Source organism: Bartonella sp. AP72JLCBS (assembly GCF_042195705.1).
Classification (GTDB): domain Bacteria; phylum Pseudomonadota; class Alphaproteobacteria; order Rhizobiales; family Rhizobiaceae; genus Bartonella.
On the sequence record NZ_JBHIOU010000007.1, the window covers coordinates 41,492 to 64,071 of the forward strand.

Here is a 22,580-nt window from a genome sequence, read left to right on the forward strand (position 1 = left end):
ACTGATGAAACCAACTTGGATAAAATGTATGAACGAAGCTGAAAAAATAAGCAATCTTGACGAACCGCGCCTGTTTGAAGAAGATGGTATCGAAGCACAGGTTGCTGCTCTTGTCATACCACTACTTAAACCTTTAGGTTTTCGTTTGGTTCGTGTAAAACTTCTTGGTCAAAATGGTTTAACACTTCAAATTATGGTTGAACGTGCCGATGGTTCTATGACCATAGAAGATTGTGAAACTGTTAGTCGAACTGTTTCTCCCCTCCTTGATGTACAAAATGTTATTGAACGCAAATATCATTTAGAAATCTCATCACCTGGAATTGATCGTCCATTGGTAAGAAAATCTGATTTTTTTCATTGGCAAGGGCATCTTGCAAAAATTGAAACCAAAATAACAATTGATGGGCGCCGAAAATTTCGTGGGACACTTACAAATATCACGCAAGATGGATTTATTTTAAACACTGATAAAGCTGCTTATGGAGAAGCCATGTATACCCCTATTTCCTTTTGTGATATCATAAATGCGCATTTAGTGCTTACCGATGAGCTTATTCGCGATGCATTGAAACAAAATAAAGATTTAAGTCAACAATTCATTGCCGAAGAGAACGCTAACGACTCTATACAGACGCTCAATTTCAAAAAATAATATCACTGGGAAATACCCATCGTGTGGCACAAAGAAGGAGAAAATTGATGGCTACAAGCGCTAACAGGCTTGAGATTCTGCAAATTGCAGATGCTGTTGCACGTGAAAAGTCAATCGACCGTGAAATTGTCATTTCTGCGATGGCTGATGCTATTCAAAAAGCAGCACGTTCTCGTTATGGTCAAGAAACCAATATTCGTGCTGAAATCAATTCTAAAACAGGTGAAATTAAATTACAGCGCCTGCTTAAAATCGTTGATGTCGTTGAAGACTATACAACGGAAATTACTTTGTCTGATGCTCTCAAACGTCAAGCAGAAGCAAAAATTGGTGATTTTTTTGCTGATCTTTTACCTCCTATGGATTTTGGACGTATCGCAGCACAATCTGCTAAACAGGTTATTGTACAAAAAGTACGCGATGCAGAGCGCGATCAGCAATATGAAGAATTCAAAAATAAAGTTGGTGAAATTATTTCTGGTACAGTTAAGCGTGTGGAATATGGTAACGTCATCGTTGATCTAGGGCGCGGTGAAGCTATTGTGCGCCGTGATGAATTAATTCCTCGTGAATCATTCCGCTATGGAGATCGCATTCGTGCTTTTGTCAATGATGTACACCGTGAAACGCGTGGTCCGCAAATTTTCCTTTCACGCACACATCCCCAATTTATGGTAAAACTTTTCACTATGGAAGTACCAGAAATTTATGATGGTATTATAGAAATCAAATCTGTTGCTCGTGATCCAGGTTCACGGGCTAAAATCGCCGTTGTTTCACGTGATGGTTCCATTGATCCTGTTGGAGCATGCGTTGGAATGCGAGGAAGTCGTGTACAAGCTGTTGTTGCTGAATTACAAGGCGAAAAAATTGATATTATTCCTTGGTCGCCTGATGCGGCAACATTTGTCGTTAATGCACTGCAACCTGCTGAAGTTTCTAAAATCATCCTTGATGAAGATGCTGAACGGATTGAAGTTATTGTGCCAGATGATCAACTTAGCCTTGCTATTGGACGACGTGGGCAAAATGTTCGCTTGGCTTCGCAACTAACAGGATGGAACATTGATATTTTAACGGAAAAGGAAGAATCTGAAAATCGTCAAAAAGAATTTACTGAACGAAGTAAATTGTTTATGGAAGCCTTAGAGGTTGACGAAATGATCGGACAGGTTATGGCATCAGAGGGTTTTTCTTCTATTGAAGAAATCGCCTATATTGATCTTGAAGAAATCGCTTCTATTGATGGTTTTGACCATGATACCGCCGCTGAAATCCAAAGTCGTGCCCGCGAATATCTTGATCATCAAGAAAAAGAACTTGATGAAAAACGCAAAAAGCTTGGAGTTTCTGACGAATTGCGAACACTTCCTGGAATGACAAGTGCTATGTTGGTTGCTGTAGGTGAAGATGGTGTAAAAACAATAGAAGACTTTGCTGGCTATGCCGTTGATGATTTAGCTGGTTGGAGAGAACGTAAAGAAGGTCAAACACAGAATTTTTCTGGTATTTTAACCCCTTTTGACATTACACGCGCAGATGCAGAAGCTATGGTTTTAGCCGCACGTGTACAAGCAGGCTGGATAGACCAAGCTGATCTTGTTACAGAAAGTCCTGTAGAAGATGAAAATTCTGCAGAAAATGAAAAAACAGATGATTTGGATGTGGATACACTTTAAATGAATGAACGGACTTGCATTGTGACCCGAAAAAATGCTTCAGCACAAACGCTGATCCGTTTTGTTATTGGTCCCAATAACCAAATTGTTCCTGATCTTAAAGCGAATTTACCAGGGCGTGGCGTTTGGATTTCTGCCCATCACGCTGTTATTGAGAAAGCAATCAAACAGAAAGCTTTTCATAGAAATTTTAAAACAGATGTTGAGGTTGCACCAAATCTTGTGCATGTTGTTGATACGCTTTTACTAAAAGCCGCTCTTTCAAGCCTTTCCATGGCACGAAAAGCGGGAGCAATTGTTATGGGAGCAACAAAGGTTGACGCTGCTATCCGCTCTGGTAAAGTTATTCTTGTACTTCATGCTAAAGAAACAACAGAAGATGGGAAACGAAAAATTGCACAGGCCATCCATTCAATACAACAACAAACAAATCGGACTATAAAAACCATATCTTTATTTACAAGTAATGAAATGCGAGTGGCTTTTGGCTCTAATCCTGTAATGCACGCGGCCTTACTGGACACAAAAGCTGCTGAAGGATTTCTCAAAACAACATGTAAATTGATCAGCTATCGTGACGACAAGCATAGTAAGTCTAGTGAGATGACGGCCCAAGCCGTGAAGGAAGTACAATGAGTGAAAATAACAACGACAAAACAACCGTCAAGAAGACACTAACTCTCAAGAGGTCTGTCTTGGAAACGAGTACGGTTAAACAAAATTTTAGTCATGGCCGTACGAAGGCTGTCGTTGTCGAAACCAAACGGCGTAAAATTACGCGACCTGATGAAAAAGCTGAAACCCTACAGCCCATTACAAAGCCGCATGTGGCCCCCCAGCGTTCTAAACCGCGTTTTGAGGGAAAAAAGCCTCAAGAATCTGTGACCAAAAGCAATCTTTCATCAACTGAAATGGAAGCGAGACTTCGCGCGTTAGAAGAAGCACATATCCAAGAAAAAATAACGCGAGAACAAGCCGAAGAAGAAGCAAGACGCGCTAAAGAGCGTGAAGAAATTTTACAGCAAGAAATTAAAGAGAAAGAAATACATCTCCAACAAGAAGAAGAAATATCGCCAGTACAGACTCCACCTGTTCCCCCTCTCATTGAACAGACAGATATTCCTATTGCCCCTAAACAGACAACCGTGGTTGAAAAACGCAAAATAGATGACAATAAAGAGGAAGAACGGCATAGTCGACGTGCTAATCCTGCTAAGTCAGAAATACGTGTACCCAAAGTTGTCAAAGGAGCTGATGAGCGGAGACGCGGAAAGTTAACTCTGAATAGTGCACTGGATGAAGAAGGAAGCGCACGTGGGCGCTCAATGGCTGCAATGCGGCGTAGACAGGAAAAGTTTAAGCGTGCACAAAATCAAGAACCAAGAGAAAAAATTTCTCGCGAAGTTGTTCTTCCTGAAACGATTACTATTCAAGAGCTCGCACAACGTATGACTGAGCGTTCTGTTGATGTGATTAAATTCTTGATGAAACAAGGACAAATGATGAAACCTGGCGATGTTATTGATGCAGATGTTGCCGAACTCATCGCTGTTGAATTTGGCCATACTGTTAAACGTGTTTTAGAATCTGACGTAGAAGAAGGTATCTTTAATATAACAGATAATCCTCAAAACATGCAGCAGCGCGCCCCTGTTGTAACCATTATGGGCCATGTTGACCACGGAAAAACTTCGCTTTTGGATGCTATTCGTAAAGCAAATGTTGTTTCTGGCGAAGCAGGAGGTATTACGCAGCATATTGGTGCCTATCAAGTAGAACAAAACGGTCAAAAAATTACCTTTATTGATACACCAGGTCATGCTGCATTTACCGCTATGCGTGCACGCGGAGCTCGTGTTACTGATATTGCTGTTCTCGTTGTAGCCGCTGATGATAGTGTTATGCCTCAAACGATTGAATCAATCAATCATGCGAAAGCTGCTGGTGTACCTATCATTGTTGCTATCAACAAAATTGATAAACCAGCTGCGAATGCACAAAAAGTGCGTACAGAACTTCTACAACATGAAGTGTTTGTTGAAACTATGGGTGGAGAAACTTTGGACGTTGAAGTTTCTGCTAAAACTGGTCAAAATCTTGATAAACTTCTCGAAGCTATCCTTCTTCAAGCTGAAATGCTTGATCTGAAAGCAGATCCTCAACGAACTGCAGAGGGCGTTATCATTGAAGCCAAATTGGATCGCGGACGTGGGTCTGTTGCAACAGTTCTTGTTCAAAAAGGTACATTACACCCTTCTGATATTATCGTTGCTGGAAATGAATGGGGTCGTGTACGTGCTTTGATTGACGACCATGGCCGCCATGTCAAAGAGGCCGTTCCCTCTACACCAATTGAAATTTTAGGCATGCAAGGAACACCACAAGCCGGAGACCGTTTTGCTGTTGTCACACATGAAGCAAAAGCACGTGAAATTTCTGAATATCGGCAACGATTAGCACGTGATAAAGCTGTTGCGCGGCAAACTGGTTCGCGTGGTTCTCTTGAACAGATGATGACAAAATTGCAAACGACTGGTGTTAAGGAATTTTCTCTTATTATAAAAGGAGATGTTCAAGGATCAATTGAAGCAATCGCTTCAGCATTGGAAAAACTCGGAAATGACGAGGTTCGTGCGCGTATTGTACATTCTGGTGCTGGAGGAATTACCGAAAGTGATATTTCTCTTGCAGAAGCTTCTAACTCTGCTGTAATTGGCTTTAATGTTCGAGCCAATAAGCAGGCACGTGATTTTGCTAAAACACAAGGAATTGAAATTCGTTATTACAACATCATTTATGATCTTGTTGACGATATCAAGGCTGCTATGTCTGGATTACTCTCACCAGAACAGCGTGAAACTTTCCTTGGTAATGCTGAAATTCTAGAAGTCTTTAACATTACAAAAATTGGAAAAGTTGCAGGATGTCGTGTTACAGAAGGTAAAATAGAACGAGGAGCCGGTGTTCGCCTTATCCGCGATAATATCGTTATTCACGAAGGAAAGCTGAAAACACTCAAACGCTTTAAGGATGAAGTCAATGAAGTGCAAAGTGGTCAAGAATGTGGGATAGCCTTTGAAAATTATGAAGACATGCGTGCAGGAGACATCATTGAGACCTTCCGTATCGAACATATTAATCGCACATTATAAAATAATCCAATAACTTTACTCTGTTGTGAAATGAGAAAAGTTATTAGGTTTTATACACAATATCTCTTTTTCCTTATCTAAATGGTCAAAAAAGAGATCTTGTAGCAAGGATAAAACTTTGATGAAAAATGCAGGGCCATCACAACGGCAACTTAGAGTAGCAGAGCAAGTACGTCATGCAATAGCGCATATATTACAGCGTGATATTTTGCTTGATGATATCTTAAAAGATATTGTTATTTCTGTCTCTGAAGTACGCATGTCACCAGATTTAAAAATTGCTACTTGCTTTGTATCACCTCTCAGCACTCTTAAAAATGCTTCTCATACCGATGTTGTTGATACCCTCAATAAACATAGTCGTTTTCTCCGTGGAGAAATCAGTCATGCGTTGCGACAAATGAAATATATGCCAGAACTGCGTTTCCGACTTGATAATAGTTTTGATAATTTTTCAAAAATTGATGCCCTCCTTCGCTCGCCTGAGGTTGCACGCGATCTTCACCATAGTGATACAGATGAGGATTAAAGATATGGCGCGGCAACACAAGAAAAAAGGGCGTCCTGTTTCTGGCTGGGTCATATTTGATAAACCAAAAGGAATGAAATCAACAGAAGCTGTCTCACAAATCAAATGGCTCTTCCATGCTCAAAAGGCAGGACATGCGGGTACACTTGATCCTCTTGCTTCTGGTCTCCTTCCCATTGCATTGGGCGAAGCAACCAAAACCGTCCCTTACGTGATGCAAGGCAAAAAAACTTACCGTTTTCATATTGCTTGGGGGCAAGAGCGCTCAACAGATGATTTAGAAGGAGAAATAACGAAAACTTCTCTCATACGTCCAACACAAGAAGAAATACTTGCTCTTCTTCCTCAATATACAGGTGTTATTTTGCAAACACCTCCACAATTTTCAGCAATCAAAATTGCTGGAAATCGTGCCTATGATTTAGCGCGTGAAGGGGAAGTTGTTGACATTCCGCCCCGTGAAGTGGAAATAGAAACTTTCAAGTTATTAGAAATGCCTACCAAAGAGCATTCTATCTTTGAAATAACCTGCGGAAAAGGAACTTATGTGCGCTCTTTAGCACGCGATATGGGACGTGATCTCGGTTGCTATGGGCATATTGCTGATTTAAGACGTATTGCCGTCGCACCTTTTGATGAAGAAGATCTCATTACATGGGAGGAACTAAAAGCGGCCATTCCGCCAAATAAAAACACTACAGATGAGAATAATCGTTCTTTTGAAAAAAACTTCTCAACACTCGATGGGCTCTTAATTGACACAAGCGCCGCATTGGATTGCCTCCCTCACTATATCCTTAATGAAACTCAAGCACAGAGAATTATAAGAGGCCATTCTATCCTCTTGAATCATCACAAAGCACCTCTTGATGAAGAGGAAATTTGTGTCCTCTATAAGGAACAACTTCTTGCTATTGGCACTCTCGACAAAGGTCTATTTAAACCAAAGCGGATTTTCACAATTTAATCGATTCTTTTCCCAACCACCTTTTGCGGAAAGATATTTTTCTCTATCAATTAAGAAAAATATGGTGCTTTTCATTGTCTATATTTACCGTATTCATATCAAAATTTAAGTCAGTGCTATAAGCTAACACCACCACACACTTTTTCCTCTTAATGTCGCAACAATCCTTGCATTTAAAGGATTCATAAGAGGCTTTTTATTTCTTTTTCAATCGTTTTTTACTCATACTTTAGTCCTCGTTTATAATGTACAAGCAAAGATATGGACTGATTTACTCTAAATAGATTTGAAACGAGAAAAGCTTAAGATTTTCAGAACTATCACTCAACATGAAAAATGACAAATAACCATTATAAATCAATTCATTAAATATTGAAATAGCAATTTTTTATGATTATGCTAACAAATTGATCGAAATAATATTAATATATGTAATATTTACAAAAACTGTTTTAACCCTAAGGAAGATGATCAGAGGAAACTTTTAAAAGCATCTCATTGGCTTGAGGTATTGTTTGGCGTTCAATCATGCGGTGCACTCTTATACCGTTAGGAGCACAATTTAAATGACGCAGACGCTTATTGACTTCTGCATCTGCTTTTGTACGACGATGATTATGGCGTAAATAATCTACCCATGTTGGCATATGATAAGCCTCTGTCCAATATTCAGGTCTTTCAAGATCTCGTAAAAGGACCCACTGACGCGCACCATCACGTAATCGAATATGGCGTCGACGCGTCATCACTTTGAGAAACTCTTCAAGATCATTTTCATGAATTTTATAATCGATCATTATCATGATCGGGCCACTTCTTGCTTTGAGGTCAAGTAATAATTCCGGCTCTCTAAAATGATCAAGAGGATTTAAATCTATCTGAGGAATTTCTTGAATTCTAAATTTTACCCCCGCAAGAGCACCAAAAATCAAGAATAGAGAACAAACGCTCAAAGCAATTGTTGGAGAATAACCATCAGCCAAAACTCCCCAGATTGCACTTCCAATAGCCATCCCCCCATAAGATGCCGTTTGATAAAGTGCTAAAGAACGTGCAACAACCCAGCGTGGTGTAGAGAGTTGTACAGATGTATTAAACAATGATAATGCCAAAACCCAACATAACCCTGCAGGAAATAAAGCAATATGGCTTATAATCAGTGAACGGCTGATTCCCAATAAAAAGCAAGAAAAGGCGAAACCAATAAATGCACTTGCAATAATCGTTTCTGAACGAAAATGATGCCGTACAACTGCATTAATAATACCTGCTGTCATGGCTCCTAACCCAAAACAACCGAGCAGTGTACCATAAAGAAGGGCACTTCCTCCAAGAACTTTATGCGCAACAATTGGCAAAAGTGCTAAAATAGAAATTGCTCCTATACCAAAAAGGAACGCTCGAACCATAATACTCAGCAGATTAGGTGACATCGCAACATAACGCAAACCATCTGAGACAGCTCCTAACAGCCTTTCTCGTGGCAATGAGTTGTTTTCATAATTCGACTTCCAGAAAAACAACGCACCAATAAGAGGAATATAGCTTATAGCATTAAACAAAAAAGCAGCAGATGCCCCCAAAGTTGCAATGATGGCACCACCAATAGCAGGACCAACACTCCGCATCAAATTAAAGCCGACACTATTCAAACTAACAGCAGCAGGAATATTTTCCCTGCTCACAATATCTCCTATCGTTGCTTGCCAAGAAGGATTATAAAAAGCTGTACCACATCCAATCAAAAACGTAAAACATAACAAAAGCCAAGGTGTTAGAAATCCCATATAGGCTAAAACAGATAAACTCATCGATATGACCATCATCATAATCTGCGCACACAACATAATTTGACGCCGATTAAAATTATCAGCTAATGCCCCTGCCATCAAAGAAAACATAACAAGTGGTAATGTTGTGGCACTTTGAACTAGCCCAACCATGGAATGCGAAGAACTAATCAACGCCATTAACCACCCTGCTCCAACAGCCTGTATCAGCCCCCCTAAATTAGAAATAAGAGTAGATGACCATAAATTTCGAAATACCGAATTACGAAAAAGTTTTAATGTTGAAATGCTCTGCATCTTTTCCCTCCAAATCGGTATTTATCACTTTTGTTACCACATACACGCTCATAATCTTTGTATCAAAAGGATGCATAATTCTTTAAAAAACTTCTCATAAAACTCTATTTAAATCAATATTTCAAAACAAAAGCTTTTATTTAAAGAAAGACTTCAAAATGCTGTCAAGGACTAGTATTTTAACCTTCTTTCCTATATAAGAACGAAAATAGGTAAGAGTCTTCGACTTTTCCTGTTTTCTCACAGACCCTTGCTGAACGACATCTCGGCTATGGGTGACTTTATGTTTCTTCGTTTTTGGAAAGGATAATACGATGTCGATTACAGCTGAACGTAAAAAAGCTCTTGTCTCAGAATACGCAAACAAAGTTGGTGATACAGGATCACCAGAAGTGCAAATTGCTGTACTTTCTGAACGTATTTCTAATTTAACAAACCACTTTAAATCTCACAAAAAGGATAATCATTCTCGTCGTGGTCTTTTGAAGATGGTGTCTCAACGTCGGCGTCTTCTTGATTATCTTAAAGGAGTTGACCAAAATCGTTATCAGACACTTATAAAGAAGTTAGGTTTGCGTCGCTAAAAGAAAAATAGAAGTGGTATTTAAAAAAACACCCATTTTTTCAACGTGTTGCTTTTAATTAAAAATTTTAAAAACTGATAAGTTATTATGGGATAGAACTGCTCATCGTTTCGCATTTAAGCAGTTTACTTCTCTTTTCTCGCAACAAAGATAAAAAGTATGTTGTCCACCCCAGATCTTGGAAGTATGCTACGCAAAACCAGAATGTGAGCAATCAAAGATTTAAACACTGGTCATTAAGGATAAAAAATGTTCAAAACGCACAAGATAGAAATTGAATGGGCCGGGCGTCCGCTCACCCTTGAAACAGGGAAAATAGCGCGTCAAGCTGATGGTGCAGTGATTGCTACCTATGGAGAAACGATTGTCTTAGCTACCGTTGTATCGGCCAAAATCCCAAAACCAGACCAGGACTTTTTTCCACTCACCGTTAATTATCAAGAAAAATCCTATGCTGTTGGTCGAATACCTGGGGGCTATTTAAAACGTGAAAGTCGACCAAGTGAAAATGAAACTTTGGTTTCACGTTTGATTGATCGCCCAATTCGTCCCCTTTTCGTTGAGGGATATAAAAATGATACACAAGTTATTGTTTCCGTTATACAGCATGATCTCGAAAACAATCCCGATATCCTTGCGATGATTGCATCTTCTGCCGCATTGACCCTGTCAGGTGTTCCTTTCATGGGGCCTATAGCTGGTGCCCGCGTTGGCTATTGTAATGGACAATATGTTCTTAATCCTCATATCGATGAAATGCCTGAATCAAAACTTGATCTTGTTGTTGCTGGAACAGAAAGTGCTGTTTTGATGGTTGAATCAGAAGCACAAGAATTACCGGAAGATATCATGTTGGGGGCCGTAATGTTTGGTCACAAAGGCCTTCAACCTGTCCTTGATGCCATTATAAAGCTTGCTGAAGTTGCTGCAAAAGATCCTCGTGATTTTGTTCCTGAAGATCTTTCTGAGCTTGAAAAAGCGATGCAGAAAATGGCAGAACAGGATATACGAAAGGCTTACACAATTACTGATAAGCAAGAACGTTATGCTGCAATTGATGCACTAAAGACAGAAATCCTCAATAAATTTATGCCAGAACCAGAAAAAGACTGTCAATTTAGTGCAGATCAAATTGCAACCGTATTTAAACAGTTGCAAGCAAAAATTGTTCGCGGAAACATTCTTGATACCCAAAAGCGGATTGATGGACGCAATCTTTCTACCGTACGCCCTATCCAATCAGAAGTAAGTATTTTACCCCGCACACATGGATCAGCACTCTTTACCCGCGGAGAAACACAAGCGATTGTCGTTGCAACATTGGGAACTGGTGAAGATGAACAATATGTTGATTCTTTAACGGGTATGTATAAGGAAACATTCCTTCTCCATTACAATTTTCCACCATTTTCAGTGGGTGAAACGGGACGCCTTGGTTCTCCAGGTCGTCGTGAAATTGGACATGGCAAATTGGCATGGCGGGCAATTCACCCCATGTTGCCAACGAAAGAATCTTTTCCTTATACCATTCGTGCTGTCTCAGAAATCACTGAATCCAATGGCTCTTCTTCTATGGCAACGGTTTGTGGAACCTCACTTGCTCTTATGGATGCTGGTGTTCCTCTAGCACGCCCTGTTGCTGGTATTGCTATGGGCTTGATTAAAGAAGGAGAACGCTTTGCTGTTCTTTCTGATATTTTAGGGGATGAAGATCATCTTGGAGATATGGATTTTAAAGTCGCAGGAACAGAAAATGGTATTACTGCCTTGCAAATGGATATCAAAATTGATGGTATTACCGAAGAGATTATGAAAATCGCGCTTGAACAAGCCAAAGGTGGACGAATCCATATCCTTAATGAAATGGCGAAAGCTTTAACCAGTGCACGTGCTGAGCTGAGTGAATTTTCTCCACGAATCGAAGTTATGAATATTTCTGTCGATAAAATCCGTGATGTTATCGGCTCTGGTGGTAAAGTTATTCGGGAAATCGTGGAACAAACTGGAGCAAAAATTAATATTGAAGATGATGGTACCATTAAAATTGCTTCTGCTGATGCTAAAACCATTGAAGCAGCAAAACGTTGGATCCATTCTATTGTCGATGAGCCTGAAGTTGGTGCTATCTACCAAGGAACAGTTGTAAAAACTGCAGAATTTGGTGCATTTATAAACTTCTTTGGTTCTCGTGATGGACTCGTTCATATCTCTCAACTTGCATCAGAACGCGTCACCAAAACAACCGATATTGTAAAAGAAGGTGACAAAGTTTGGGTTAAATTAATGGGCTTTGATGAGCGTGGAAAAGTTCGGTTATCAATGAAGGTCGTTGATCAAACAACCGGAAAGGAAATCACCGGTGATAAAGCGATGAATGAAGAAAAGTGCGTGGATGAAAAAAAACAACCTGAAAATAAGCGCCGCCGAAAGAAAAAAGAAGAGTAAGTTTTTCCTCTTATCGTATCATGAAATGCCATCCCAATATTGGAGTGGCATTTTTCTTTGAAAGAGTCATATGTGTTATTATTTTTGCCTTTTGAAAATCATGAACTCCCGTATCCTGATCCAAACCAGTGTTGGCTAAGTTTTGGTTTAACACAAATCCCAGCTCCAGAATGGGCACAAAATTTAAAAGTTATTACGCCTTGGCGACCAGATTTTTTAAAATTTGTCGATACTCAATTTCACTGCTCTCCTCAAATAGATAAAACTTTCAGCTATGATGGTGCATTTTTACATTTGAGCAAATATCGTGGTTTGAACCAAAATTGTTTTCTTGATTTATTAGAATGCGTTAAACCCAATGGATGGATTGTAATCAGTGGGAATAAAACTGCTGGTGCTGCTTCAATGATGAAATGGGTCAAAACAATTGTTCCCATCACCAATAAATTGTCTAAAAATCATGGTCTTGTATTTTGGTTGCAAGTTCCTCAACAAATTGAGAGACATAACATTGCGCAATTGCGCTCACCACCGCTCACTTTTGGTAAATTTCAAACCACTTCTGGTATGTTCTCACACGGACGTATTGATCCAGGATCTGCTGCCCTTGCTTCTTATATGCTCAAAGTTATTTCTGGAAAAACGGCTGATTTTGGTGCTGGATGGGGTTATCTTTCTCACGTTGCGCTTGAAAGAAGTGAAAAACTCACCGCTCTAGACCTTTATGAAGCAGACTACAATGCTTTGAGAGCAGCAAAACAGCACCTTAAATCCATAACAGCTCCTTTTCCAATTCATTTTTATTGGCATGACCTTGTACATGAACCTATCACAAATCTATATGACACAATCATTTCAAATCCACCGTTTCACACACAACAAACAACAGATGTTGCATTAGGAAAAAATTTTATTATAAATGCTGCAAAGTGCTTAAAGCCAAGCGGCAGTCTGCTTTTTGTTGCAAACCGCCACCTGCCTTATGAAACATTATTAAAAAATATTTTCCGCACAGTGTTGATACATGAACAAGCCCATGGTTTCAAAATTATCGAAGCACGCAGATAAACAGAACAAGCAATAACTTTCAAAGAATAAAACGTGAAAGATCGATATCAGCAGCAAGCTCGCCAATAGATTTTCTCACGTAAGCAGCATCAATTTTAAACGATGTTCCAGCTTTATCAGGTGCAGTGAAAGAAATCTCATCCAAAACGCGCTCCATCACTGTTTGCAAACGACGTGCCCCTATATTTTCAATCCTTGCATTTAAATCTACAGCAATATCTGCTAAAGCATCAATTGCATCATCGGTAATTTCCAAATGAACCTCTTCCGTTGCCATAAGAGCGATATATTGTTTAATCAAACTAGCTTCTGGTTCCGTTAGAATGCGCCGTAAATCTTCCCTTGTTAAAGGGTTCAGCTCCACACGGATGGGCAAACGTCCTTGAAGTTCCGGTAATAAATCAGATGGCTTGGAAACATGAAATGCACCTGAGGCAATAAAAAGAATATGATCTGTTTTGATTTGCCCATATTTTGTAGCAATTGTTGTTCCTTCAACCAAAGGCAAAAGATCCCGTTGAACGCCCTCACGCGAAACCGCAACACTTGCTCCACCATCCCTGGTTGCAATTTTATCAATTTCGTCGATAAAAACAATACCGTCATTTTCAGCAACACGAAGCGCCTCTTGAATAATTTGCTCCTGATCAAGGAGTTTTTCAGATTCATCATCAATGAGCGGTTTAAAAGAATCCTTTACTGTCGTCTTACGGACTTTTGTACGACTGCCCATTTTACCCAAAATATCTGATAAATTCATAATACCCATTTGTGCCCCAGGCATACCAGGAATATCAAAGGTTGAAGCACTATTGCTATTATTATCGGCGACTTCAATTTCAATCTCTTTCTCATCCAATTCACCTTCACGCAATTTTTTACGAAAACTATCACGGGTAGCAGGACTTGCTGTTTTACCAACAAGGGCGTCTAAAACGCGCTCTTCAGCATTCACGTGAGCCTTTTCTTTTATTTCATCCCGTTTCTTTTCACGCACAAGAGAAATGGCAATTTCAACAAGATCTCGAATAATTTGCTCAACATCACGTCCCACATAACCAACTTCAGTAAATTTAGTCGCTTCTACTTTAACGAAGGGTGCTCCAGAAAGTTTTGCTAATCGACGTGCAATACCAGTTTTACCAACTCCTGTTGGCCCTATCATTAAAATATTTTTTGGCATAACTTCTTCACGCATCGGCTCATCAAGCTGTTGCCTACGCCACCGATTGCGCAGTGCAATAGCTACAGAGCGTTTGGCATCATTTTGGCCAATAATAAAACGATCAAGTTCAGAAACAGTTTCACGAGGGGAAAATACAACACACATTTAAATAGCTTTCTCTAAAGAAGATAATTCTGCATCCAATGTTTCAATCGTAAAATGATCATTGGTGTAAACACAAATTTTAGCGGCAATAGCCATAGCTTTACGAGCAATAGTTTCTGCATCCAAATCCAAATCCATGAGTGCACGCGCTGCTGAAAGAGCAAAATTTCCTCCAGAGCCAATTGCCATAACCCCATCTTCTGGCTCTAAGACATCACCAAGCCCTGTTAGAGCCAAAGTTACTTTCTTATCAGCCACGAGCATCATTGCTTCGAGACGACGCAAATAGCGATCTGTTCTCCAATCTTTTGCAAGTTCCACACAAGCACGCATAAGCTGATCAGGATATTGTTCAAGCTTTGTTTCCAATCTCTCCAGTAATGTAAAAGCATCTGCCGTAGCACCAGCAAAACCAGCAATAACCACTCCGTTCTTTCCAAGACGACGCACTTTACGTGCATTGCCTTTCATAATTGTCTGTCCAAGAGAGACCTGACCATCCCCGGCCATCACGACTTTTCCACCTTTTCGTACCGTAATAATTGTTGTACCATACATTATGTCTGGCTTATGTTCTGTCATAAGGAAACTCCTTAATATTAACTTTACTTTTTAATATTGATTTCTTTTCATACAATGTAAAACTCAATTCCTATTGTCCTATTTAAGAACATATACAGCAAAACACAATGATTCAGCATAACTCAATTTGTTGAAAATGGAAAAATGATATCATTGTTGTCAATGTAAATTACTGCTAAATAGCTTTATATAAACAGTTTGTGCTTTTTAGAGGAAAATTATGAAAAAAATAGCCATAGGGACCTTAGGTGGAACAATTGCAATGACTGCTGATAGTTTTGGTCACATGCAACCGACTTTAACTTCAGATAACCTCATAAAAAGTGTTCCTGATTTAAATAACGTTGCTGATATTAATGCACAAACATTAATGCAAATACCAAGTGGATCTTTATCGTTTCAAATGCTTTTTGAAATAATTAAGTGGGCAAAACAACAAATAAACGCTGGTGCAGAAGGTATTGTTTTAACACAAGGGACTGATACTCTGGAAGAAACAGCTTTTTTTCTTTCTCTTTATTGGAAAGAAGCCGAACCACTCATCATAACCGGTGCTATGCGCATGCCTCATGAAGCAGGCGCCGATGGCCCCGCCAACATTTTAGCAGCCACTCGTGTCGCAGCAGCCACACAAAGTCGTAACAGGGGCGTTCTCGTTGTCATAAATGATGCAATTCATTCACCTTATTGGCTCTATAAAAGCCATACCGTCAAAGTCGAAACATTTCAATCAGGTCTTGCAGGTGTTTTAGGAACTATTTTAGAGGGAAAACTTATTTATTTCAATGATCGAAAATTTTTCCCAAAAACGTTTGATCTTCCCCAAAACCATGATCATCAAATTGCACTCCTCTATTCCTCTTTATCATCTGATGCAAAATTAATGAAACTATGCCTTGAAAGTGGGTATTATGCTGGAGTTGTTATTGCTGGTTTTGGTGCAGGACACTGTAGTTTTCAAGAAGCAGACCTTGTACAACAATATGCACAAAAAATACCAATCATTATTGCTAGTCGTTGTTGTAATGGCTCAACAACTCGTATAACTTATGGCTATAAAGGCTCCGAAATCGATATGATTGCTTCTGGTGCTCTTATGTCTGGTTATTTATCAGCCGTAAAAGCGCGCCTACTTTTATGGGCTTTTTGGGCGCAGGGGTACTCATTAGCACAAATCCGTGCAAACTGGAATGACTGGACTATAAGTTAATGAAAAATGATCTATTATCTTAAAAGAAGAGAGCATGCAAAACAAAATTCACTTGAAAATAAAGCCGCTCATCTGTCTGCTCTTAATCAATTGCTGCTGCAAAAAATTCTCGACTAATACAAATGATTGATACGACTATACAAAAAATTAATCAGAAAGATAATCTGGTCAAATCCGTTTCTGACCGATATTCACCCTATCGCGTTTTTACTGCACAAGAATGGTCAGAGTTTCGTGCAGACACACCTCTTACTTTGACTTTTGATGAAATTAAGCGTTTACGCTCTATTGATGATCCTATTGATCTTAAAGAAGTCCAACGCATTTATCTTTCTTTATCGCGTCTATTATCATGCCATGTTGAAGCAGTACAGGAACTTTTTCACAAACGTCAGCAGTTTCTCCATCAAGAAGAGAGTAGAAAAACGCCCTTTATTATTGGAATTGCTGGTTCTGTAGCTGTAGGAAAATCAACCACGGCTCGCATTCTTCAAGAACTGTTGAAAAGATGGACATCTAGCCTTAAAGTTGATCTAATCACAACGGATGGTTTTCTCTATCCTAACGCAATCTTACAGCAAAAAAATCGAATGAATCGCAAAGGATTTCCTGATTCCTATGACATTAAAAAGTTGCTGTGCTTTCTTTCGGCTATAAAAGCAGGTATCGGAAATGTCCGTGCCCCGCTTTACTCACATATGATCTATGATGTTCTAGAAAATCAGACTATTACCATTGATCGTCCTGATATTTTAATTGTTGAAGGTATTAATGTATTACAGGTCAGTGATCTTCCTAAAGATGGAAAAGCTATTCCTTTCGTATCAGATTTTTTTGATTTTTCAATCTATGTCGATGCTGAAACAGAAGTCATTCGTCACTGGTATTTGGAGCGCTTTAAACGTTTGCGTAAAACAGCTTTTCAAAATCCTGAATCCTATTTTCATCGTTATGCCCACCTCAATGAAAAAGAAGCTTCAAAAATCGCTGAGGATCTTTGGCAAACGATTAATTTAAAAAATTTACAGGAAAATATATTGCCAACACGACCACGGTCCAATCTCATTCTACGAAAGGGAAAAAATCATTTGGTCGAATATGTCGCACTTAGACGACTATAAGGATCTCATAACTATGCAGCACCACCACATTTATTTTACCTCAACACGTATCGATAACAGTTGCCCTATCATCTTGGTAAACCAAAGAACTCTTGCCAACTTATCACTTGATGCGTCAACAACAGCATGGATAAAAGTTAATGACTTTACTGGTAAAGCAGGACAAATACTCTTTATTCCTCACGAAACGGGGCATTTAAAAAAAGTTTTATTTGGAATTGGCAATGGGAACGATCCTTTTATCACAGGACTGCTTGCTCAAAAGCTTCCTGCTGGTCAATGGCATTTAGAAGGTACAACCTCTGATGAAATAAATACCTATCTTGGATTGGCATTTGGTAGCTATCAATTTAATCGCTATCGTCAAAATTCTTCTTTCAAATCATTATCTATCCATGTCAATGAGGCTATTGATCTTAATGAACTCCAACGAATTTATGAAGCTGTCTTTTTCGTCCGTGATCTCATTAATATTCCAGCCAATGATATGAACCCTGATACTCTCGAAAAAGAAGCTCGAAAACTAGGAAAAACCTATGGTGCTCATATCAAAAGTATTTGTGGAGACGATCTCTTAACCCATAACTTTCCGATGATTCATGCTGTAGGACGAGCAGGCAGCACTGCACCACGACTGATTGAGTTACTCTGGGGGCAAGAACATCGTCCTAAAATAACGTTGGTGGGCAAAGGCGTAACTTTTGATACTGGAGGTCTCGATATTAAATCAGCCAATAACATGTTGCTTATGAAAAAAGACATGGGGGGTGGAGCAAACGTTTTGGGATTGGCTAAACTTATCATGGATGCAAAATTGCCTTTCCGTTTACGCGTTTTGATTCCAGCTGTAGAAAATGCAATTTCTGCGAATGCTTACCGACCAGGTGATATTCTCAAAAGTCGTAAAGGTTTAAGTGTTGAAGTAGGTAATACAGATGCTGAAGGGCGACTTGTCCTTGCCGATGCACTCGCCTATGGTGATGAAGAAAGTCCACAATTCATGCTTTGTATGGCTACTTTAACAGGGGCAGCGCGTATAGCATTAGGACCAGATCTTCCCGCATTTTATTGTAATGATTCAATATGGGCACAACAAATTTCTGAATCTGCTCACGCTGTCTTTGATCCTCTTTGGCAAATGCCCCTTTGGAAACCTTACCAAGAGATGTTATCATCACCAATTGCCGATCTTAACAATGTAACTGGAAATAGCTTTGCTGGTTCTATAACGGCTGCTTTATTTCTTAATTCTTTTGTTGAAAAAGCTGAACATTTTGCGCATTTTGACCTTTATGGATGGGTTCCAAAAGAAAAACCAGGATACCCTATTGGTGGATCAGCACAAACTATTCGTGCCCTTTATAATATTTTTAAAAATGAATTTTGACACAAATATCCACAAAAAATGGACAATTTTGCAGCTTAAAGAATAATTGGTCTTACACTGTGTTCTTAGTTTTGTTTGAGGATAAAAACCTTACCAATACAGTTTTCATGAGTTTGTTTAAAGGTAAGGAGTAACAAAATGGAAAGCAAAAAGATGATCTCTAAAGATCCAAGACTTCATGCATTCAGAGATGATCTAGCAGATCAACGTCTTGAAACAGAAATTACAGCTCAACGCTTTGTTCAAGGTGAAAAAAGACGTGTTAATACAGCGGTCGCTGGACTTTTTAAAGAAAATAGTAAAAAAAGTGAAAGACAAACAGAATGCTTATTGGGAGAAGAACTTCTCATTTTTGAACAAGGGGAAACATTGTCGTGGGGACAATCACTCAAAGATGGTTATGTCGGTTATATTGATACAAAAGTTCTTTGTACATCAACCATAAAACAAACACATGTGGTTTCAGTACCACGCACATTTAAATATTTACACGCTGACTTACGTGGACCAATAGTATCCCCATTATCTATGGGAAGCAAAGTCAGTGTTGTTGATGAAATTGAAGTCCGTGACACAATGTATTCTATTCTTGAAAATGGAACAGCAATCATTACGAGCCATCTCAGCCCCATTGGACGCGTATATGAAGATTATGTCACAGTTGCAGAAACCTTTATCCGTACACCTTATCTTTGGGGTGGTGTCAGCGGTTTTGGAATTGATTGTTCGGGACTCATTCAGCTCTCTATGATGATGACCGATCAAATAGTCTTACGTGACACCGATATGCAGCAAGAAACTATAGGCAGTCTTCTTACAGATACTGATAAACTTCAACGAGGTGATTTAATTTTTTGGAAAGATCATGTTGCTATTATGGTCGATCACGCAAATATTATTCACGCAAATGGTTTTTCTATGGACGTTATGATTGAGCCATTGGAAAAAGCAATTACGCGTATCGCTAAAAAAAATCAATATCCTATCGCAAAACGCCGTCCAATTCAAGAAACTTAATACATGCCTCCTATAAAAAATTAATTGAATGTTTTTATTATGCAATAGATTGATTTATAAGGATAATTATCCATCATTCACTCTGCATCAAGCATTCTAAATATCGTAAAATTCTCTTATTTCAAATCTGTTTTTATGTTGAATCAATCAAAATCGCTTGCTTGTTCATCACAAGCGAAATTGATGTATAAGTAAAAATGATTACGAAAAGAAAAATATCCCTTCTGAATGCTCTCAAATGCCAAGAGCTATCATAACTAACATTGGAACCAGCTTACTCCTTCACAAGCGTAAAGATAGTGGCGCTCAATAGATTTTATCTTATAAAGCTCTACCATTATACCATTCACGAGTGCCGGCACGAAATGGGCTTTGGAATATTGCGAGATGCCTCTTTTAAACAACCCCGCAAATATGCAACACAATGGCGTTCTATATTACGTAAGGGATATGCCCCTCTTAATCAAAAGCAACATTTTTTGAAATTTTTCCTATTATCGATATCTTATGAAAGAAATACTCCTAATATCTCTCGGTGCATCCAAGACAATCTCTCAATAATAATCGCGAAAAGTATAAATCCATTATCTACCACCATTTTTATGCTTATGAAGCGTGCAAAGGCATCATTATACACTTTGCCAATTCTCAATGTTGCGATAACCCTTGGCTATTGGAGAGTATTCTTTCAACACGTATTTTATTTCTTTCTTAAATAATTTTATCCACATGACCCGCCCCGCTTGGAACGTGCAAAAGAATGGTTTTGACTAATTTAACATAAAACAGATTTGAAATATGAGAAATTTTTTTACGACTCTGGACTTCCCTATTCAACATAAAAAATATAAATTATTATTTTAAATCAATATATTGAATTATATTTTCTTCTTATAACACATTAAAGAAGATGATTTTTCAATACCTGAACCAATGGTTTATCAGCATCAGGCATAGGGTATTTATCAAGATCATTAATAAAAACCCATTCTAAATTTTGGCCCTCTCGTCCTTGCGCAACGCCCTCATAATGGTCACAAAGATACAATGGCATTAAGAGATGAAATGTTTTATAGCTATGACTTGCAAATGTTAAAGGGTGTAAATTATTTGGTTGAACATAAATACCAAGCTCTTCCTCTAATTCACGAATCAATGATGCTTCCGGAGTTTCACCTTGCTCAACCTTGCCACCAGGGAACTCCCATAAACCAGCCAGTGATTTTCCTTCAGGACGCTGTGTAAGCAAAACACGATTATTCTGATCTAACAGTGCACATGCAACAACAAGAAGAATGGAACTTTTCATACACATATCACTCCCCAATAGGGAACATAAAGATAACTGACTTTTCTATCATATCCCCTCTGCTCCTAAAAGAGCTCACATACCCCATTTGCTCTGAAAAATAATAAACTGTTAAATATAAAGTGCATCCATTAACTTCTGTAATCGCTATTGATCATAACGTACTCTTTTGTTAAATCGCAAGACCAAACCGTCGCCGTACTCTTACCCAAACCGATATCAACACGAATCGTGATGTGCTTACCTTGCATATAAGTACCTATTGTCTCTTCACAATACTCAGGATCTCGTACGCCATTCACGGCCACACGATGCTCACCAAACCAAATCGTCAATAGATCACGATCGACTTCAACACCGGCCTTCCCAACTGCCATAACGACCCGCCCCCAATTCGCATCTTCACCGGCAATAGCCGTTTTTACAAGCGGTGAATTTGCAATTGATAAAGCAATAGTTTTAGCTGCATTATTTGTTGTAGCACCTACCACATTAACCTCAATTAAATGACGAGCACCTTCACCATCACAAACAACTTGTAGTGCAAGTTCATGCAGAAGTGCACTCAATTGTTTCACAAAAACCCCATAACGCGGATCAGATTTACTTGTAAGACATGGAAAATGTTCTTTTCCTGTCGCAAACAACATAAGCGTATCTGAAGTTGAGGTATCGCTATCAACAGTAATTGAATTGAAAGAACCCTCAACTGCCTCTGATAACATGGATTGGAGTGCATCCGAAGAAATGGTAGCATCACTAACCACAAATGACAGCATTGTCGCCATATCGGGTGCAATCATACCAGCACCTTTTGCAATTCCATTAATGGTAACACACTCTCCCCCACAGTCAAAAGTGCGGGTCGCAAGTTTTGGAAATGTGTCCGTTGTCATTATGGCTTTTGCAGCTTCCAACCAATTTCCCTCTTCTGCTGTCTCTGTCATACTTGGTAAAAGATTGACAATACCCGATGCATCCATTGGCTCACCAATAACACCCGTAGAAGCTATAAAAATTTCATCTTCTCTAACCTTTAAAGCGTTCGCTGCTGCACAAATAATTGCATCGGTTGTGTGCTTTCCTTTGCTTCCTGTAAAAGCATTTGCATTTCCAGAATTCACAACAACACCCCTCGCAACCCCATGAGGAAGCGATGCACGACAATGCTCTACAGGGGAAGATGGACATTTTGAACGGGTAAAAACACCGGCCACACTCACTGGCTTATCGAATATGATGAAAAGAAGATCTGTACGATCTTTATATTTAATCCCAGCTTCAGCTGTTGCTATCCGTACACCAGATAATGGAGAAAGCTCTTGGATCTTTTGAGGCGACAAAGGAGAGATTTTCAAAACCACAATATGCTTTCTATAAAAAAATGAAATGATTGCAGATCAATAACCTCTCATAGAAAACTGCTAGGCTTTTTGAACAAAACTAACCTAGCAAATT

General features: G+C 39.0%; 18 protein-coding genes. 13 read left to right on the forward strand and 5 right to left on the reverse strand.

From position 1 onward, the window contains the following. Positions 1-4: 4 nt before the first annotated feature. The 6 genes from rimP (at position 5) to truB (ending at position 6,982) form a co-directional block, all read left to right on the forward strand. Complete coding sequence (gene rimP / locus ACFILO_RS05135; RefSeq protein WP_375611870.1) at positions 5-655, forward strand: ribosome maturation factor RimP; 651 nt, start codon at positions 5-7, stop codon at positions 653-655. Between the two features lie 47 nt (positions 656-702). Then, complete coding sequence (gene nusA / locus ACFILO_RS05140) at positions 703-2,334, forward strand: transcription termination factor NusA (protein ID WP_375639482.1); 1,632 nt, start codon at positions 703-705, stop codon at positions 2,332-2,334. Continuing rightward, positions 2,335-2,970: an RNA-binding protein gene (locus tag ACFILO_RS05145; RefSeq protein ID WP_375677935.1), complete on the forward strand. Its 636-nt coding sequence runs from the start codon at positions 2,335-2,337 to the stop codon at positions 2,968-2,970. Further along, positions 2,967-5,486 (forward strand): translation initiation factor IF-2, encoded by a 2,520-nt coding sequence (gene infB, locus ACFILO_RS05150; protein ID WP_375611815.1) that lies wholly within the window; start codon positions 2,967-2,969, stop codon positions 5,484-5,486. Before ACFILO_RS05145 ends, infB begins: the two co-directional genes overlap by 4 nt. Before the next feature lie 121 nt (positions 5,487-5,607). Then, a complete protein-coding gene (gene rbfA / locus ACFILO_RS05155; RefSeq protein ID WP_375613309.1) occupies positions 5,608-6,015 on the forward strand; it encodes a 30S ribosome-binding factor RbfA in 408 nt (135 codons plus the stop codon). 4 nt (positions 6,016-6,019) lie between these two features. Beyond that, positions 6,020-6,982, forward strand: a complete 963-nt coding sequence (gene truB, locus ACFILO_RS05160) for a tRNA pseudouridine(55) synthase TruB (RefSeq protein ID WP_375611817.1) — start codon at positions 6,020-6,022, stop codon at positions 6,980-6,982. A gap of 458 nt (positions 6,983-7,440) precedes the next feature. Here truB and ACFILO_RS05165 read toward each other — a convergent pair whose 3' ends face one another. Beyond that, positions 7,441-9,069: an MFS transporter gene (locus tag ACFILO_RS05165; protein ID WP_375613307.1), complete on the reverse strand. Its 1,629-nt coding sequence runs from the start codon at positions 9,067-9,069 to the stop codon at positions 7,441-7,443. A 314-nt stretch (positions 9,070-9,383) separates the two neighbouring features. Here ACFILO_RS05165 and rpsO point away from each other — a divergent pair, with 314 nt between their 5' ends. The 3 genes from rpsO (at position 9,384) to ACFILO_RS05180 (ending at position 13,166) form a co-directional block, all read left to right on the forward strand. Further along, positions 9,384-9,653 carry a 30S ribosomal protein S15 gene (gene rpsO / locus ACFILO_RS05170; RefSeq protein WP_375613306.1) on the forward strand — a complete coding sequence of 90 codons (270 nt, stop codon included), beginning with the start codon at positions 9,384-9,386 and terminating at the stop codon, positions 9,651-9,653. 249 nt (positions 9,654-9,902) lie between these two features. Further along, positions 9,903-12,098 (forward strand): polyribonucleotide nucleotidyltransferase, encoded by a 2,196-nt coding sequence (gene pnp, locus ACFILO_RS05175; RefSeq protein ID WP_375632286.1) that lies wholly within the window; start codon positions 9,903-9,905, stop codon positions 12,096-12,098. 72 nt (positions 12,099-12,170) lie between these two features. Beyond that, positions 12,171-13,166, forward strand: a complete 996-nt coding sequence (locus ACFILO_RS05180; RefSeq protein WP_375613304.1) for a class I SAM-dependent methyltransferase — start codon at positions 12,171-12,173, stop codon at positions 13,164-13,166. A 19-nt stretch (positions 13,167-13,185) separates the two neighbouring features. Here the strand turns inward: ACFILO_RS05180 and hslU are convergent, their stop codons facing one another. Further along, positions 13,186-14,496, reverse strand: coding sequence for an ATP-dependent protease ATPase subunit HslU (hslU, locus tag ACFILO_RS05185; RefSeq protein WP_375611822.1), 1,311 nt, complete (start codon positions 14,494-14,496; stop codon positions 13,186-13,188). Then, a complete protein-coding gene (gene hslV / locus ACFILO_RS05190; protein ID WP_012754621.1) occupies positions 14,497-15,078 on the reverse strand; it encodes an ATP-dependent protease subunit HslV in 582 nt (193 codons plus the stop codon). A gap of 220 nt (positions 15,079-15,298) precedes the next feature. On the opposite strand from hslV, the gene ACFILO_RS05195 reads away from it, so the two are divergent. From ACFILO_RS05195 to ACFILO_RS05210, 4 genes are all read left to right on the forward strand, one after another. Then, the gene (locus tag ACFILO_RS05195; RefSeq protein WP_375652499.1) at positions 15,299-16,288 is read left to right on the forward strand and encodes an asparaginase; all 990 of its coding nucleotides are present in this window, start codon (positions 15,299-15,301) and stop codon (positions 16,286-16,288) included. A gap of 122 nt (positions 16,289-16,410) precedes the next feature. Further along, positions 16,411-17,409: a type I pantothenate kinase gene (gene coaA, locus ACFILO_RS05200; RefSeq protein WP_375613301.1), complete on the forward strand. Its 999-nt coding sequence runs from the start codon at positions 16,411-16,413 to the stop codon at positions 17,407-17,409. A gap of 13 nt (positions 17,410-17,422) precedes the next feature. Then, positions 17,423-18,796 (forward strand): M17 family metallopeptidase, encoded by a 1,374-nt coding sequence (locus ACFILO_RS05205; protein ID WP_375613300.1) that lies wholly within the window; start codon positions 17,423-17,425, stop codon positions 18,794-18,796. 153 nt (positions 18,797-18,949) lie between these two features. After that, positions 18,950-19,813 carry an NlpC/P60 family protein gene (locus ACFILO_RS05210; RefSeq protein WP_375611871.1) on the forward strand — a complete coding sequence of 288 codons (864 nt, stop codon included), beginning with the start codon at positions 18,950-18,952 and terminating at the stop codon, positions 19,811-19,813. Between the two features lie 901 nt (positions 19,814-20,714). Here the strand turns inward: ACFILO_RS05210 and mutT are convergent. After that, the gene (gene mutT / locus ACFILO_RS05215) at positions 20,715-21,128 is read right to left on the reverse strand and encodes an 8-oxo-dGTP diphosphatase MutT (protein WP_375627652.1); all 414 of its coding nucleotides are present in this window, start codon (positions 21,126-21,128) and stop codon (positions 20,715-20,717) included. A 125-nt stretch (positions 21,129-21,253) separates the two neighbouring features. Then, positions 21,254-22,486 (reverse strand): bifunctional glutamate N-acetyltransferase/amino-acid acetyltransferase ArgJ, encoded by a 1,233-nt coding sequence (gene argJ / locus ACFILO_RS05220; protein WP_375677936.1) that lies wholly within the window; start codon positions 22,484-22,486, stop codon positions 21,254-21,256. Positions 22,487-22,580 lie beyond the last annotated feature (94 nt).